This is a genomic window from Collimonas sp. OK412, assembly GCF_900112135.1.
GTDB classification, from domain to species: Bacteria; Pseudomonadota; Gammaproteobacteria; order Burkholderiales; family Burkholderiaceae_D; genus Collimonas; species Collimonas rhizosphaerae.
Genome location: NZ_FOLC01000009.1, coordinates 1 through 17,231, shown reverse-complemented (window position 1 = coordinate 17,231; position 17,231 = coordinate 1). Strand labels below are relative to the sequence as shown.

Genomic DNA, 17,231 nt, shown 5'->3' with positions numbered 1-17,231 from the left:
AATGGCAGGATATTTACAAGGCAGCGATCCGGCGGCGCGTAGCAAGCCGATCACCATTCCGGCGCTGCAAGCCTTGCGCGACAAGGGCGAAAAGATCACCATGCTGACCTGCTACGACGCCAGCTTCGCCGCCCTGATGGACCGCTGCGGCGTGGAAACCCTGCTGATCGGCGATTCGCTCGGCATGGTGTGCCAGGGCCACAGCTCGACCTTGCCGGTCACCCTGCAAGACATCGTGTACCACACCGCCAGCGTAGCGCGCGGCAATCGTACCGCGCTGGTGCTGTCGGACCTGCCGTTCGGCACGTACGCCACGCCGGAAAGCGCATTCGAGAATGCGGTGCCGGTGATCCAGGCTGGTGCGCAGATGGTCAAGATCGAAGGCGGCACTTGGCTGGCGCCGACCGTACGCTTCCTTACCGAACGCGCGATCCCGGTCTGTGCCCATCTCGGGCTGACGCCGCAGTCGGTGCATCAGATGGGCGGCTACAAAGTGCAGGGCAAGTCGCACGCGGCTGCCGAGCAGCTGAAGGCCGACGCCTTGGCGTTGCAGGCGGCGGGCGCCAGCCTGCTGGTGCTGGAAGCGATTCCGGCGGCGCTGGGCAAGGAAGTCAGCGAACTGCTGACGATCCCCACCATCGGCATCGGCGCCGGCCCGGACTGTTCCGGCCAGGTGCTGGTGATGCATGACCTGATGGGCGTTTTCCCCGGCCACAAGGCGCGTTTCGTGAAAGATTTCATGGAAGGGCAGACCAGCATCGATGCAGCTGTGCAGGCCTATGTCAGCGCGGTGAAGGACAAGTCGTTTCCAGCGCCGGAACACTGTTTTTGAGAGCCTCCGGCCACGGCGGGCGCCGGGCCGGCGCCTGAATTGAAAACGGCGCCGAGAATCGGGCGCCGTTTTTTTCGTGATCAGACTTAGTGTTGCCGGCCGTTGCCGCCTTGCGCCAAGGTTTGCAGCGGCGCCGGCTGGCTGTCGTTGCCGATGCCTTGCGGCGGCGTGACCACCAGCGGTTCGCTGCGCGAGCCTTGCGCCGACAGCACGTTCGAGGTGGTTTCAGGATTGGCGTTCCAGACCGGGTCGGCGATGCCGTCGAATACGCTCTTGAGCTGCTTGCCCCAGTTTTCGCGGATCATCTGGAAGTACTGGTTCTTCTCGCCGATGGTGACAAAGCGCGTGACCGCCAGCGTATCTTTTTCATACAGCAGCATGTCCAGCGGCAAGCCAACCGAGACATTCGAGCGCAGGGTCGAGTCCATCGAAATCAGCGCGCATTTTGCCGCTTCGTCCAGCGACGAGGCTGGCGTGATGACACGGTCGAGTATCGGCTTGCCGTATTTCGATTCGCCGATCTGGAAATACGTGTTTTCATTGTGCGATTCAATGAAATTGCCGGCCGAATAAATCTGGAACAGGCGGCAGCGCTCGCCCTTGATCTGGCCGCCGAAAATGATGCTGACGTTGAAATCGATGCCGAATTTTTCCAGCGCCTGCGCTTCCCGTTCATACACCGAACGGATTACTTCGCCGACGATCTGCGCCGCTTCGTACATCGAGTCCACGGTCCAGATGGTCTTGCCGGCGGCATTCACGCGCTCGCCGATGATTTCCTTGATCGACTGCGAGATCGACAGGTTGCCGGCGGTCATGAATACCATCAGGCGCTCGCCGGGATTTTCGAACACGCTCATCTTGCGCGACGTGGCGACATGGTCCACGCCCGCATTGGTGCGCGAGTCGGAGAGAAAAACCAGGCCGGTTTCCAGGCGGAGGGCAACGCAGTAAGTCATGGTGTCGAAGAAAAATACAAAGTGGCGATTTTACAGGAAGCCAAGGCGGTTTCTCGATCAGATTGAGTTTTACATTAATAATACGACAATTTATTGTAAGTTGATGTAAGCCGCTTATTGATCGGATGGTAAAGCAGAAACATTGACTTGCACAGTCAGGGTTTCTTCGCCGCCGCCGCGCCGCACGCCGCGCACCGGTGCGGCGGAGTCGTAGTCGCGTCCAATTGCCAGCCTGCAATAATTATCGCTGGCAAAACATGCATGGGTGACATCGATGCTGATCCAGCCGGCGAAGCCGCTTTCCTGCACCCAGACGTCGACCCAGGCATGGCTTTCGGCGTGGCTGGTGTTGCCGGGATCGATATAGCCCGATACATAACGCGCCGGGATGCCGGCTATATGGCAGCAAGCCAGGAACAGGTGCGCATGGTCCTGGCACACGCCCTGGCCCAGCGCCAGCGCATCGTCGGCGCTGCTGGTTACCGCGGTCGAGCCGCTCTGGTAGGCCACCGCCGCGCAGATCGCCTGCGCCAGCGCCAGCAGCTGCCTGCTGTCGGCGCCGCTGCGCAAGTTCCGGTGGGCGAACTCCATGACTGCCGGCGTGGCTTGCGTCAGCTGGGTCGGCACGGTAAACACCAGTGGCGAAAATTCTCCCGCCTGCGGCAGCCGGCCCTGCTGCAGCGGCGTCACCGCTACCGTGCCCTCGGCGATGATGCGCACCTCGTGGTGCGGTTTGGTGACCGTCAGCGTATGGCTCAGGTTGCCGAACGCATCGATGTACGGATGGCGGTTGCCTGAACTGCTGATATGCCAGGCCAGCGTGCGCTGCTGCGCTTCCGCCCGCGGCGACAGGCGCAGCTGCTGGATGGTGTAGGTGAGCGCCGCGGTGTAGTGATAAACCGTTTCATGCCGGATGGTCAGTAGCATGTCAGGCATCAGGTGTTGAGGGGCACCAGGAAATCGCGGCTGATGCGATTCCCAAGCTCGAAGATCCGTTCGAAAAAGCGGGTCAGGTAGTCATGCAGGCCGGCGTCGAGGATCTCCTCGAGATTGCTGAATTTCAGGTCGGCATGCAGTTTCCCCGCGAACCGCTCGGTATCGGAGGAGGTGTCGTTGTGCACATGCTTGAGGTTGCCGACCACCTGTTCCATGCAAGACAGCAGCGAACGCGGCATGTCTGGCCGCAAGATCAGCAAGTCAGCCACGCGCGCCGGCGTAATCACGTCGCGGTACACCTTGCGGTAGATTTCAAAACCGGATACCGAACGCAGGATCGCCGCCCAGTAGTAGAAGTCGATTTGCGGATCGGCAATGGAATCCTGCTCCTGGCTTTGGCGCTGGCCGGTTTGCAGGTTCTTGGTGTAGGTGCCTTCCTTGGCGCCGTGGAATTTGACGTCGATGATGCGGGCCGTATTGTCGGCGCGTTCCAGGAAGGTGCCGAGGCGGATGAAGTGGAATGCTTCATCCTTGAGCATGGTGCCGATGGTGACGCCGCGCGACAGGTGAGAGCGGTGCTTGACCCATTCGAAAAACTCGCTCGGGTTTTGCTCCAGCGCGTTGGTCTGCAGGTAACCCTGCATCTTGATCCAGGTGGCGTTCTGGATTTCCCATGCTTCGGTAGTCAGCGCGCCGCGCACCGCGCGCGCATTCTCGCGAGCCTGCTTCAGGCAGGAAGCGATCGAAGAAGAATTGCTGGGATCGCGCACCATGAAATCGATCACGTCTTTTTGCGTGACGACGCTGTATTTCTTGTCGTAGGCGTGGGTCAGCTCGGAAATGCCGAGCACTGCGCGCCAGCCTTTTTCAACGTCTTCGATCGACTGCGGCAGCAGCCCCGTTTGCACGTGCACGTCGAGCATGCGTGCGGTGTTTTCTGCCCGCTCGGTGTAGCGGGACATCCAGAACAAATGATCGGCGGTGCGACTGAGCATGTTATTTCTCCAGAATCCAGGTGTCTTTGGTGCCGCCGCCTTGGGACGAGTTGACCACCAGCGAACCTTCCTTGAGGGCGACGCGGGTCAGGCCGCCGCGCACCAGGGAGACATTCTTGCCGGACAATACGAACGGCCGCAGGTCAAGGTGGCGCGGTGCGATGCCGGATTCGACATAGGTCGGGCAAGCCGACAAGGCCAGGGTCGGCTGCGAGATATACCCGTCCGGCTTGGCGATCACGCGCTGCCGGAAATCCTCGATTTCCTGCTTGGTCGAGGCCGGGCCGACCAGCATGCCGTAGCCGCCGGCGCCATGCACTTCCTTGACCACCAGGTCCTTCAGGTTGTCCAGCGTGTACTGCAAGTCTTCTTTCTTGCGGCACTGGAAGGTCGGGACATTGTTCAGGATCGGCTTCTCCGACAGGTAGAACTGGACCATGTCCGGCACGAACGGATAGACCGACTTGTCGTCGGCGACGCCGGTGCCGATGGCGTTGGCCAGCGTTACGTTGCCGGCGCGGTACACCGACAGCAAGCCCGGCACGCCCAGCGACGAATCGGGGCGGAAGGCGAGCGGATCGAGGTAGTCGTCGTCGATCCGGCGGTAGATCACGTCGACCCGCTTGGGGCCGCGCGTGGTGCGCATGTAGACGTGGTTGTCGTTGACGAACAGGTCCTGGCCTTCGACCAGCTCCACGCCCATCTGCTGGGCCAGGAAAGCGTGCTCGAAGTAAGCCGAGTTGTACATCCCCGGCGTCATCACCACCACCGTCGGATCGGTCACGCCGACCGGCGCCACCGAGCGCAGGTTATCGAGCAGCATGTCGGGATAATGGTCGACCGGCGCGATCTTGTGGCGCAGGAACAGCTCAGGGAACAGCCGCATCATCATCTTGCGGTTTTCCAGCATGTAGGACACGCCCGACGGCACCCGCAGGTTATCTTCCAGCACGTAGAACTCGCCCTGGCCGGCACGCACGATATCGACGCCGGCAATATGCGCATAGATGTCCGAAGCCACCGAGATGCCTTGCATTTCGGGCCGGTACTGGGCGTTGCGGAAAATCTGTTCAGCCGGGATCACGCCTGCCTTGACGATGTTCTGGTCGTGGTAGATGTCGTGGATGAACATGTTGAGCGCCTTGACGCGCTGGATCAGGCCGGCTTCCAGGACCGCCCATTCCTGCGCGTGGATGATACGCGGAATGATGTCGAAGGGGATCAGGCGTTCGGTGCCGGCGTCGTTGCCGTACACGGCGAAAGTAATCCCGACCCGGCGGAAAATCAGGTCGGCTTCGGCCCGTTTGCGGGCGATCGTTTCAGCAGTCTGAGCGTTGAGCCAATTGGAAAATTCGTTATAGTGCGGGCGCACCGACGAATTGCCATCGGAGTACATTTCATCGAAAAAATTTGCCATGATCTTGCTTTGCTGTGGTTTGATCGGAAACTATCAAGTAGCTATCAAGAAGCGTGCCCGTAGCAAGCTGCTGGTTGCCTATTAAGCATTGTCTTAATTAAAGACTAACATGCGGTCTTGCTTGTTGAATAGGCTTTATTTTCAGTATTGCCAGGACAGCTCTTAGCAAATTTTGCTTAATCTGGGTGGCGTCCTCCGTCATGTTTGGATTGCAAAAAACAGCCATGTGAAATGCCGCTCAACCCGCCTTGCTCCATGGCGCCGGCGCCGGGACGGCGCACGGTGCGGGCATGTCGATCGAGGTGAATGCCGCCGGGCTAACGATTTCAAGATACTCCATGTCTTCCGAGTAGTCGAATAAAAAATGCACGATGCCCGGGCGCTGGTGCACGCAGTCGCCGGCCTTGACCAGCGTTTCCTTGTCCTCGTACATGAAGCGCGCCCAGCCTTTGAGCATGTAGACGATGTGGAAATTGGCTTCATGCCGGTGCCAGCCGGTGCCGATTTCGGGCGCCATGTTGGCCTTCACCAGGTGCGCCACTACCTGGCCGCCGGTAGCGGCGGCGATGCCGAGGTCGCGGTACAGGAAAAAATCGCGCAGGCCGCCTGATTCGAATGCGGTGTCGCCTTCGCGCACATGGGAGAACACAGTCTTGGGTCCCGCTTCAGTCTTGGTGTCCATTGCAGCTATCCTTTCCTTGGCATCGGAAATCGTTTTCAGAATTCCACGTCCAGTTCATTGATATCGTCCGGCTCCAGCTTGGCCGCCTTGATCCATTCCTGCATTTCCGGCAGCGCCATGATGCGCTTGCAATAGGCGCTGCAGACGGAATCCAGTTTTACATCGTACGTCAGAAAACGCGTCGCCACCGGCGCATACATGGCGTCGGCCATCGAGCGCTCGCCGAACAGGAACGGGCCGCCATAGGTTGCCAGGCACTGTTTCCAGATGGTGGTGATGCGCTTGATGTCGGCTTCGGCGCGCGACCACACCTTGAAGTCGGGGAAATGCGCCTTGATGTTCATCGGCAGCGCCGAGCGCAGGGCGCTGAAGCCGGAATGCATTTCGCCGCAGATCGAACGGCAGTGCGCGCGCGCGGCGCGGTCCGCCGGCAGCAGCCCGGCCTTGGGGCGGATTTCGTGCAGGTACTCGCCGATGGCCAGGGTATCCCACACCACGATGTTGCCATGGTATAGACAGGGCACCAGGATCGACGACGACAGCAGCAGGATTTCGGCGCGCGCATCCGGGTCGTCCGGCGAGATCAGGTTCTCCTGGAATTCCAGGCCGGAGAACCGGGTCAGCAGCCAGCCGCGCAAGGACCACGACGAATAGTTTTTACTGGTGATGCTCAGGGTGGTCTTAGGCATGGCAATATTCTTCCGTATTGGATCGAAAGCGTTTTAGGGCCTGTTGACATTCAATTTGGGAGATGCGTTCAAACCAAAACGTGTGCTGGCAAGGCGCGTGGCGTAGCTGGGGCTGGTGCCCCAGCAAGCCATGCAACGCGGCCAGCGCACGTTTTGGTTTGAACCCTCCGGGAACGGCTGCAGGCGTCACATGCCGTTGTTGCTCCTCCTTGCCGTAGCACCACTACGTCGCGTCGTCGCGCCTAGGCCTGTAACGCCTGCCGCGCGTTCGCACTCCCAAATTGAATATCAACAGGCCCTAATTGGCAAACCGTTTGATGTCTACTGAGCAAAGGCCGTGCCAGAGATATGGGCATGGATATTGCACCTAGCATGTTTGCCGGCATTCCAATAACAGGGTAGTCCCATGACTAAAATTTACCAGGCATATCAGGGCTATGCGGATTTCAGCGATCCGATGCGTGCATGGGCTGGCGCTGCCGCACCGATGTTGGGCTACCGTTTTCCCGGCTGGCCCGACAGCCTGGCGCTGCGCAAGCTGGCTGCCGCCTGCGAAGTGTTTTCATGCACCCGCTTGACGCATCAGCGCCCCGCATTCGGGATCGACAGCGTGGAAGAGAGCGGCTGCACGGTTTCGGTGCACGAAGAGATCGCCGACCAGACGCCGTTCTGCACTTTGTTGCATTTCCGCAAGGAAACCAAGGCCGCGCAGCCGCGCATCCTCCTGGTTGCGCCCATGTCAGGGCATTTCGCCACTTTGCTGCGCGGCACCGTAAATACCCTGCTGCGCGATCATGACGTGTATATCACCGACTGGCACAACGCCCGCGACGTGGCCCTCAGCGACGGCCGTTTCGGTTTCGACGAATATGTCGCCCACCTGATCCGTTTCATCGAGAAGATCGGCCCCGGCGCGCACGTAGTGGCAGTCTGCCAGCCGACCGTGGCGGCGCTGGTGGCGGTGTCGCTGATGGCGGCCGACAAGCACCCAGCGCAACCTGCCAGCATGACCCTGATGGCGGGCCCGATCGACACCCGCATCAATCCGACCGCGGTCAACCAGCTGGCCAAAAGCAAGCCGATCGACTGGTTTGAGAAAAACCTGGTGAGTACCGTGCCCGGCCGATTCGCCGGCAGCCAGCGCCAGGTTTACCCAGGTTTCCTGCAGCTCAATGCATTCATGAGCATGAACCTGGAACGTCACCTCAAGGCTTTCCAGAACCTGTACAACTACCTGGTCGATGGCGAAGACGAAAAAGCCAACGCCATCAAGACGTTTTACGCCGAATATTTCGCCATGTCGGACCTGGCCGCGGAGTTTTACCTGGAAACCGTGCAAAGCGTGTTCCAGGATCATGCATTGCCGCTTGGTGAAATGCAGGCATTAGGGCGTACGATAGAGCCGGCGGTAATCCGGCGTACCGCATTGTTTACCGTGGAGGGAGAAAAGGATGACATTTGCGCAGTAGGCCAGACCGTGGCGGCCCAAGACATGTGCAGCGGCATACGGCCGTACATGAAATCGCACCATGTGCAGACCGGCGTCGGCCATTACGGCGTCTTCAACGGCCGCCGCTGGGACAATGAAATCTATCCGCGCTTGCGTGATTTCATCCACAGCCATCATCAGTACCAGTAATATCAGTACCAGTAATTCTGGTTTTGTGGCAGCTGCAGAAGTTCATGCACTGAATGATTATTGATTGTCGCAGAGGATATCCATGTCAATTCACGTAGCACTCAATCATCTCACCACCTATCGTTATGAGCGTCCGATCAGCCTGGGCCCGCAGATCATCCGCCTGCGGCCGGCGCCGCATTGCCGCACCCGCATCCTCAGCTATTCGCTGCGGATACTGCCGGAGCCGCATTTCATCAACTGGCAGCAGGACCCGCAAGCCAATTACCTGGCGCGCCTGGTGTTTCCGGAAAAGGCCAGCGAATTCCGCATCGAGGTCGACCTGGTGGCGGAAATGTCGGTGCTCAACCCCTTCGATTTCTTTCTTGAGCCGTATGCCGAGAAAGTGCCGTTTTCCTACGCGCCTGAGCTGCAGAACGAGCTGGAACCGTACCGCAAGAAGCTGCCGCTGACGCCTCTGCTGCAAAAATTCCTGGACCAGGTGCCGCGCGAAAGAATCCGCACCGAGGATTTCCTGGTCAGCCTGAACCAGCAGCTGGCGCAACTGATCAGCTACACCATCCGCATGGAACCGGGCGTGCAGACGCCGGAGCAGACCTTGAGCCTCGGTTCCGGCTCCTGCCGCGATTCGTCGTGGCTGCTGGTGCAGATACTGCGCTATCTCGGGCTGGCGGCGCGTTTCGTCTCCGGTTACCTGATCCAGCTGACGGCCGACCAGAAATCGCTGGACGGCCCGTCCGGCCCGCAAACCGATTTCACCGACCTGCACGCCTGGTGCGAGGTCTATCTGCCGGGCGCCGGCTGGATCGGCCTTGATCCTACTTCCGGCCTGTTCGCCGGCGAAGGACACATCCCGCTGTCCTGCACGCCGGAACCGTCGTCGGCGGCGCCGGTGAGCGGCATGGTGGAGCCATGCGAAGTCGAATTCGAGCATGCGATGAGCGTGCGCCGCATCTGGGAATCGCCGCGCGTCACCAAGCCATACAGCGAGCAGCAGTGGGAGGAAATCGAAGAGCTGGGCCATGCCATCGACGACGACCTGGACGAACTCGACGTGCGCCTGACGATGGGCGGCGAGCCGACTTTCGTCGCGCTCGACGATCCCGAAGGCGAGGAATGGAACACGGCCGCCATGGGGCCTACCAAGAAGCCGCTGGCAGCCGAGCTCTACCACCGGCTGCGCCAGCAGTATGCGGCACAAGGCTTGCCGCATTTCGGCCAGGGCAAATGGTATCCCGGCGAGCAGCTGCCGCGCTGGGCGCTCAACTGCTACTGGCGCCGCGACGGCGAGCCGATCTGGTCGACGCCGGCCTTGATTGCCGACGAAACAAAGAAGCAAGCCACCGACGACACTATCGCCGAACGTTTTTTGCTGGGAGTTGCAGCGCGCCTGACGCTGGACCGGCAGTATGTGTTCGCCGCCTATGAAGATATCTATTACTACCTGTGGCGCGAACGCCGCCTGGCGATCAATGTCGATCCCTCCGATGCGCGGCTGGATGACAAGCAGGAACGGGCGCGGCTGGCGCGGGTCTTTTCGCAAGGCTTGCGCAAAGTCGCCGGCTACGTTTTACCGCTGGTCCGCTCCGATGATGAAAGCGGCTGGCAAAGCAGCAGCTGGTATTTGCGCGGCGAACACTGCTACCTGCTGCCGGGCGATTCTCCCCTGGGCTACCGCTTGCCGCTCGATTCGCAACCGTGGGTCAAGAAAGCCGATTATCCTTTTGTGCACCAGCAGGACCCGACCCAGGAATTCCAGCCGCTGCCGGTAACACAGCAAATCCGCCAGCAACTGGCGACGCCGGCGGCCGCCACTGGCAAGGCAACCGCGGCAGATGCGCCGAAGTACAGTTCAACCTCTTACAGCGCGGCTTTCACCAGCGAAGCGCAAGCGGCGCCGGCGCCGTTCGAATCGGCCGACCAGATTGCCCGCACCGCCTTGTGCGCGGAAGTGCGGCAAGGCGTGCTGTACCTGTTCATGCCGCCGCTGGCGCGGCTCGAGGATTACCTGGAACTGGTGGCGGCGATCGAAGCGACGGCGCAAGCCCTGGAGCAGCCCTTGCTGATGGAAGGTTATGAACCGCCGCATGATCCGCGCGTGGGCAAGTTCAGCGTCACGCCCGATCCCGGCGTGATCGAAGTGAATATCCAGCCCATGCACAGCTGGGGCGAACTGGTCAGCAACACCACCTACCTGTACGACGTGGCGCGCGAGACCCGGCTCACCACCGAGAAATTCATGCTCGACGGCCATCATTCCGGCACCGGCGGCGGCAACCACCTGGTGCTGGGCGGCGCCACCACCGGCGATTCGCCGTTCCTGCGCCGGCCCGACCTGCTGCGCAGCCTGATCAGCTACTGGCACAACCATCCGGCGCTGTCTTACCTGTTCTCCGGCATGTTCATCGGCCCGACTTCGCAGGCGCCGCGCGTCGACGAAGCGCGCAACGACGCGGTGGTCGAACTGGAGCTGGCGTTTACCGAAATGGAGCGCCAGCTTGCCGGCGGCGAATGTGCACCGTGGCTGGTGGACCGGCTGCTGCGCAACCTGTTGATCGACGTCACCGGCAATACCCATCGCGCCGAATTCTGCATCGACAAGCTGTATTCGCCCGATAGCAGCACCGGCCGCCTCGGCCTGCTGGAATTGCGCGCGTTTGAAATGCCGCCGCATGCGCGCATGAGCCTGACCCAGCAGCTGCTGTTGCGGGCGCTGGTGGCGCGCTTCTGGAAGACGCCGTACAAGCCGCGGCGCCTGGTGCGCTGGGGCACCGAACTGCACGACCGTTTCCTGCTGCCGCACTTCATCTGGCAGGATTTCTGCGATGTGATGGACGACATGCAGCAGGCCGGCTACGCGCTCAAAGCGGAATGGTTCGCGCCGCATTTCGAGTTCAGGTTCCCGAAAATCGGCGATTTTGCGATCAACGGCATCGGGCTCGAATTGCGCACCGCGCTGGAACCCTGGCATGTGCTGGGCGAGGAAAGCCGTTCCGGCGGCAACGCCCGTTACGTCGATTCCTCGCTGGAGCGCTTGCAGGTGAAGGTGAACGGCATGGCGCCGGATCGTTATGTGCTGACCTGCAATGGCGTGCCGGTGCCGCTGCAGCCGACCGGACGCGTCGGCGAATTCGTCAGCGGCGTGCGTTATCGCGCCTGGCAGCCGCCTTCGGCCCTGCATCCGACCATCGGCATCGATTCGCCGCTGACCTTCGACCTGGTCGATACCTGGAACGGCCGCAGCCTGGGCGGTTGCCAGTATCACGTGGTGCATCCCGGCGGGCGCAGCTACGAGACCTTCCCGGTCAACGCTTTCGAGGCCGAAAGCCGGCGCCTGGGGCGTTATTTCCGCCTCAACCACACCCCGGGACCGATGCAGGTAACGCAACCGATAGCATCCATCGAGTTCCCATTTACGTTAGACTTACGTCACTTCTGATCAAGCTCGGCAACCGCGGTGTAAAGGAACTGCAGCGCAACTATTTCCGGTTTGCGCTGCAGTTTTTCAGCACCCTGTCGGCAGGGTTTGCATTTAAATTGTTCCAGGTGATGCAAGCGATCAACTATGTACCGGCGTTTACTCGAGAGTTATCCCGCAGAGGCGGATCGTTACGACGAAATGCTTGAAGCGGGCGGCCGCCTGCGGCCGCACTGGCGGACCTTGATCGACCAGCTTGAAGGGCTGTCGCCGGAGATCCTGCGGCGCCGTGCGCGCGAGGTGCGCGAAGCGATTGCCGCCGACGGCGTGACCTACAACGTATACGCCGATCCGCAGGGCGCCAACCGGCCCTGGGAACTGGATCTGTTGCCGCAAATCATTTCCGCCGACGAATGGCAGGTCTTGTCCGCTGCGGTGGTACAGCGTGCGCGCCTGCTCAATGCCGTGCTGGCCGACCTGTACGGCCCGCAAACGCTGCTGTCCGAAGGACTGCTGCCGCCGGCGCTGGTATTCGGCCAGCATGGCTACCTGTGGCCTTGCCGCGGCATCGAACCGCCGGCCGGCATACACCTGCACCTGTACGCGATCGACCTGGCGCGTTCGCCGGATGGCCACTGGTGGGTCATGTCGGACCGCACCCAGGGACCGTCCGGCGCCGGCTACGCCTTGCAGAACCGGCAGATCATGTCGCGCGCATTGCCGGAGACGGTGCGCGACATGCATGTGCAATCGCTGCTGAAGTTTTTCCATACCCTGCACGACAGCCTGAACGCACTGGCGCCGGCCGCCGGCGAAACGCCGCTGGTGGTGCTGCTGACGCCGGGGCCGTATAACGAAACCTATTCCGAACACGCGTTCCTGGCGCATACCCTGGGTTTCCCGCTGGTCGAAGGGGCCGACCTGATGGTGCGCGGCGACATGGTGTACCTCAAGACCCTGAGCGGCTTGCGGCGCGTCCATGCGATCCTGCGGCGGCTGGACGACGATTATTGCGATCCGCTCGAATTGCGCGCCGATTCCGCGCTCGGCATTCCCGGGCTGGTGCAGGCGGCGCGCCTGGGCAATGTGCTGATCGCCAATTCGCTCGGCAGCGGCGTGCTGGAGTCGGGCGCCTTGCATGGTTTCCTGCCGGCCATCTGCCAGCGTTTGCTGGGCCAGCCGCTGGCGCTGCCGGCGGTGGCGTCCTGGTGGTGCGGCGAAAAACCGGCGCTCGATTACACCTTGGCCAATCTGGAGCAGCTGGTGATCATGCCGGCGTTCCCTTCGATGCGCATGCAGCCGGTCTATGGCCATAGCCTGAATGCGCAATCGCGCCAGCGCCTGGTGGAGAGCCTGCTGGCCCAGCCGCATGCTTATGTGGCGCAGGAATGGGTGCGTCTGTCGCAGGCGCCGGTATTGTCGCGCAGCGGCGAATACCGCCTGATGAGCCGTGCGGTCAGCTTGCGGGTATTCGTGGTCGCCGCCGCCGACGGCAGCTACCATGTGATGCCCGGCGGCTTGACGCGGGTCGCGCCGCGCCAGCGCAAGGATGTGGTGTCGATGCAGCAGGGCGGCGCCAGCAAGGATGTCTGGGTGCTGAGCCCGGTGCGCGCCGAGGCCGGCGATGCGGTCGCGCCGGCGGTGGCGCCGCTGGAGGATGGCGACGGCCGGCAGCGCACGCTGGATTTCATCCGCAGCACGGTCGACATTTCATCGCACGCCGGCGAAAACCTGTTCTGGATGGGGCGTTACGCCGAGCGCTGCGACAACCTGGCGCATCTGCTGCGCGCCACCTTGCAGCGCAGCACCGACCTGCAGGGCGAAGCCCGTGAAACCTTCTACCAGCTGTGCGAAATCTGCCGCGGCCTCGGGATTGCCCTGCCGGCCGCATCAGCGACGGCGCGGCCGACCGTCGCCGCCCTGCAGCAGGCGCTGATTGCCGCCATCGCCGATCCCACCGCCAGCGTCGGCATTGCCGGCAACCTGCGCCACCTGCATCATTGCGGCTACCAGGTGCGCGAGCATCTTTCGCTGGACAACTGGCAGGCGCTCAACCGCATGCCGGGCCTGACGACCGACAGCAGCGGCCCCGGCGGCGTGACGCCCGCCGCCGCGCTGTACATGCTCAACAATGTCATCCAGGCTTGCGTCGGCCTGGCCGGGCACGCGCTGGACGACATGACGCGCGACGAAGGCTGGCATTTCCTGATGCTGGGCCGGCATATAGAACGCATGACGCACCTGGCGGCCTTGTTCAGCCAGTTCCTGCTGTTGCCGGCGGAGCGCCAGAACCGGACGCTGCCGTGGCTGCTGGAATCGGCCAACAGCGTGGTCACCTACCGCGTACGCTACCGGCGCGCGCCGGAATGGCTGCCGGTGCTGCATCTGCTGATATTCGACGTCAGCAACCCGCACGGCATTGCATTCCAGTTCCATATGCTGGAGCGCTATCTAAGCGATATCGGGGAACAGCTCGGCACCCTGAACATGGACACGCCGGCGCACCTGTCGGCCTTGCTGCGCGAATTCGAATTGCAGGACCTCGGCCACGATTCCTTGTTCGTGGCCGACGCCCACGCCCGCCTGGTGCAGCTGATGCGCGACGCCATCGGTGGCGCCTTTTCGCTGTCCGACGAGCTGGCGCGGCATTTCTTTACGCCCTTGAATGCGCCGGTCAGCCAGGGAGTGTCATGATGGACCAGCATACCTACCACATCCGCCACGACACCCATTACGCGTATTCGCAGGCAGTGCGCCTGTCGCACCAGATGCTGCGCCTGACGCCGCGTTCCCTGCCATGGCAAACCTGCACTTCGCACGGCATCAGCATCACGCCGGAGCCGCAAAACCTGCGCATGTTCCTGGACAGCTTCGGTAATCCGCTGCAATCGTTTTCGCTGGAAAACGACCATACCGACCTGCGCGCCCTGGCCGAATCCTGGGTCACGCTGACGCCGCGCCAGCTGCCGCCGGCCACGCCGTCCTGGGAGCAGGCGCGCGCCGCGCTGTCATACCAGGCCGGCCAGTTTTTATTGCCTGACGACCTGGAAGCCACGCGCTACCTGTTTGAGTCGGCGCACGTGCGGATCAAGCGTGAATTCCTGGCGTATGCAGCCGAGTCGTTCACACCCGGGCTGCCTTTGCTGGCGGGGATCGACGCCTTGATGACGCGGATTTTCCAGGAATTCACCTTCGACCCGTTGGCTACCACCGTTTCTACCCCGGTCACCGAGGTATTCGCTACCCGGCGCGGCGTGTGCCAGGATTTTGCCCACTTCATGCTGTCCTGCCTGCGCTCCCTCGGCCTGGCGGCGCGCTATGTCAGCGGCTACCTGCTGACCGAACCGCCGCCCGGACAACCGCGCCTGATCGGCGCCGACGCCTCGCATGCCTGGGTATCGGTGTATTGCCCGGGATTCAATGGACAAGCCAGCAGCTGGATAGACGCCGATCCGACCAACGGCATCTTCCCCGACACCAGCCATATCACGCTCGGCTGGGGCCGCGATTTTCTCGACATTTCACCCTTGCGCGGCGTGCTGATCGGCGGCGGCCAGCAAACCATGGATGTTGCCGTTACCGTCATGCCGGCCCATGAAGCACCAGGCTTCGGATTCGCGGTTTGACCGATGCATGCTCTGACCTCATTTGATCGCACCTATAAATAAAAAACATATGAAAACATTCTTCCAGCACTGCCAGTTAGCCGCCTGTGCCATGGCCATATTTTCGACACCGTCTGTTCATGCGGCTGAACCGCCGATCGCACCACAAGTGCAGAATGCTGCGCAAGCAAGTTTCAAGGAATGGGCCGAGGTGCTGGCAATTCCCAACGACTCTGCGGTAGCCGCCGATATCCAGCGCAATGCCGCCTGGTTTGAACAGGCTTTTCAGCGGCGTGGTTTTCATGCCAGGCAATTGCCCAATAACGGCAAGCCGCTGCTGTTTGCAGAGTTTCCAAAGAGCGCTCCCGGTCTTCCCACGGTACTGTTTTATGGGCACATGGATGGACAGCCGGTCAATCCCTCTGAATGGCAACAGAAAAGCCCATGGACACCAGTACTGAAACAGCGCAATGCAGCAGGCCAGTGGGAAGCCATGCCGCTGGATAAGCTGTTCGCCAAGGATGTCGATCCAGAGTGGCGTTTGTTCGCCAGGGCTTCAGCGGATGACAAGGCGCCGATCATGATGCTGCTGGCTGCGATCGACGCACTCAAAGCCGGCGGCAAGGCGCCGGCGATCAACCTCAAGGTCATTCTTGACGCGGAAGAAGAAAAAGGATCGCCGTCATTGGGCAGCGTCATCAAGCGGAATCAGGATTTGTTGAAGTCCGATATGCTGGTCGTACTGGACGGTCCGATGCACCCCAGCAATCAGCCGACATTGGTATTCGGCAATCGCGGAATCGTTGTCGGCACTTTGAAGGTTTATGGCCCGAAGCAGGATAGCCATAGTGGACACTACGGTAACTATGCCGCCAACCCGGCGCAATTGATGGCGCGTTTGCTGGCATCGATGAAAGATGATGAGGGCCGAGTGACGGTTCCCGGTTATTACGATAGCGTCAAGCTGGACGCCGATTCATTGCGTGTCATGCGCGCAGTGCCAGACGACGAAGCGGCGCTGCGCCAGCGCCTCGGGATTGCGGTGGCAGATAAGGTCGGACAAAATTATCAGGAAGCGATGCAATATCCGTCGCTCAATGTGCGTGGCATGCAATCTGGAGATGTCGGCGAGAAGGCTCGCACTGTCGTGCCGGCGATGGCCGTCGCCGAACTGGATCTGCGTACCGTGCCTGAAACCGAGCCGGCGGCCTTGGCGGCTTTACTCAAGGGATTTACGGAGAAGCAGGGCTTTCACCTGGTCAATGGCGAACCGAGCGATGCGGATCGCGCCCGCTATCCTAAACTGGCTTCGCTTGAGTTCGAGTCGGCATCGGCTTCCAGCAGCGCCGTTCGTACCGATCTGCATGCGCCAATCAGTAATTGGCTGCGCCGCTCTCTGACCAAGACCTACGGCAAGGAACCGGTGCAGATCAGAATGATGGGCGGCACTGTTCCGACTGGCGCGCTAGTCGATGCTCTGAAAGTGCCTTTCGTGATTGTGCCGCTGGTCAATGCCGATAACAATCAGCACAGCGCCAATGAGAATATGCGGTTGGGAAATTACGTCAATGGTGTGAACAGCCTTGTAGGTATCCTGTCGGAGCCCTTCGGCAGCAAACCCTGAACGATCTGAAAACTGGCACGACAGCAGTCAAATGGGGTCAGAGTTTTTTTTCGCGGGTTTTGCGAAAATTACTCTGACCCTGACCCTTCCCCTCAAATTTCGCTTGTAAACTCTCCGAAATCGCGTTAACTTTCAATCTCAAAAACGGTGCATGCATGGCTGTGTTACCCCTTTCATTCGTAGCGACCAAACTGCGAAGGAAAGACCATGCATGCACAACGCATCATACAAGATCTGATTTTGAAGCAATACCCTGCAGTGCATGCTAAACGGCGTGACTGCCTGGCGAAGGTAAGCAGCGCCGCCGTGCACGGTGGCTTGAGCCTGATTCGGATGAGCAAGGCACTCGATAGCCGCAGCGATTTGCGGCATCGGATCAAGTGCTGTGATCGACTTCTGAGTAACTCCCACTTACAGGATGAGCGCACTGGCCTT

At 61.1% G+C, this 17,231-nt stretch carries 13 protein-coding genes; 7 read left to right on the top strand and 6 right to left on the bottom strand.

Features of this window, described 5'->3' with window-relative positions; all coding sequences use genetic code 11:
* Position 1 precedes the first annotated feature (1 nt).
* Positions 2-832 carry a 3-methyl-2-oxobutanoate hydroxymethyltransferase gene (gene panB, locus BM062_RS11435; protein ID WP_092396905.1) on the top strand — a complete coding sequence of 277 codons (831 nt, stop codon included), beginning with the start codon at positions 2-4 and terminating at the stop codon, positions 830-832.
* A gap of 86 nt (positions 833-918) precedes the next feature.
* Here the strand turns inward: panB and BM062_RS11430 are convergent, their stop codons facing one another.
* From BM062_RS11430 to BM062_RS11405, 6 genes are all read right to left on the bottom strand, one after another.
* Positions 919-1,791, bottom strand: coding sequence for a proteasome-type protease (locus BM062_RS11430; RefSeq protein ID WP_092396903.1), 873 nt, complete (start codon positions 1,789-1,791; stop codon positions 919-921).
* Positions 1,792-1,905: 114 nt separating this feature from the next.
* A complete protein-coding gene (locus tag BM062_RS11425) occupies positions 1,906-2,718 on the bottom strand; it encodes a transglutaminase family protein (protein WP_092397167.1) in 813 nt (270 codons plus the stop codon).
* 8 nt (positions 2,719-2,726) lie between these two features.
* Entirely contained in the window at positions 2,727-3,722 is a 996-nt protein-coding gene (locus tag BM062_RS11420; RefSeq protein WP_092396901.1) for an alpha-E domain-containing protein, read from the bottom strand.
* 1 nt (position 3,723) lies between these two features.
* Complete coding sequence (locus tag BM062_RS11415; RefSeq protein ID WP_092396899.1) at positions 3,724-5,139, bottom strand: circularly permuted type 2 ATP-grasp protein; 1,416 nt, start codon at positions 5,137-5,139, stop codon at positions 3,724-3,726.
* A 238-nt stretch (positions 5,140-5,377) separates the two neighbouring features.
* On the bottom strand, positions 5,378-5,821 hold the full coding sequence (locus BM062_RS11410; RefSeq protein WP_092396897.1) for a cupin domain-containing protein: 444 nt from the start codon (positions 5,819-5,821) through the stop codon (positions 5,378-5,380).
* A 35-nt stretch (positions 5,822-5,856) separates the two neighbouring features.
* Positions 5,857-6,510, bottom strand: coding sequence for a glutathione S-transferase family protein (locus tag BM062_RS11405; protein ID WP_092396895.1), 654 nt, complete (start codon positions 6,508-6,510; stop codon positions 5,857-5,859).
* A gap of 406 nt (positions 6,511-6,916) precedes the next feature.
* On the opposite strand from BM062_RS11405, the gene BM062_RS11400 reads away from it, so the two are divergent.
* The 6 genes from BM062_RS11400 to BM062_RS25790 form a co-directional block, all read left to right on the top strand.
* Positions 6,917-8,149, top strand: coding sequence for a polyhydroxyalkanoate depolymerase (locus tag BM062_RS11400; RefSeq protein WP_092396893.1), 1,233 nt, complete (start codon positions 6,917-6,919; stop codon positions 8,147-8,149).
* Positions 8,150-8,231: 82 nt separating this feature from the next.
* Positions 8,232-11,588, top strand: a complete 3,357-nt coding sequence (locus tag BM062_RS11395; protein ID WP_092396891.1) for a transglutaminase family protein — start codon at positions 8,232-8,234, stop codon at positions 11,586-11,588.
* 126 nt (positions 11,589-11,714) lie between these two features.
* Positions 11,715-14,261, top strand: a complete 2,547-nt coding sequence (locus BM062_RS11390; protein ID WP_092396889.1) for a circularly permuted type 2 ATP-grasp protein — start codon at positions 11,715-11,717, stop codon at positions 14,259-14,261.
* The gene (locus BM062_RS11385) at positions 14,258-15,193 is read left to right on the top strand and encodes a transglutaminase family protein (RefSeq protein WP_092396887.1); all 936 of its coding nucleotides are present in this window, start codon (positions 14,258-14,260) and stop codon (positions 15,191-15,193) included. The genes BM062_RS11390 and BM062_RS11385 overlap by 4 nt, the downstream gene beginning before the upstream one ends.
* A 49-nt stretch (positions 15,194-15,242) precedes the next feature.
* Entirely contained in the window at positions 15,243-16,796 is a 1,554-nt protein-coding gene (locus tag BM062_RS11380; RefSeq protein ID WP_092396885.1) for a M20/M25/M40 family metallo-hydrolase, read from the top strand.
* A gap of 207 nt (positions 16,797-17,003) precedes the next feature.
* Positions 17,004-17,231, top strand: a 228-nt coding sequence (locus BM062_RS25790; protein ID WP_217647581.1) for a hypothetical protein, incomplete at its 3' end; no start/stop codon positions are given.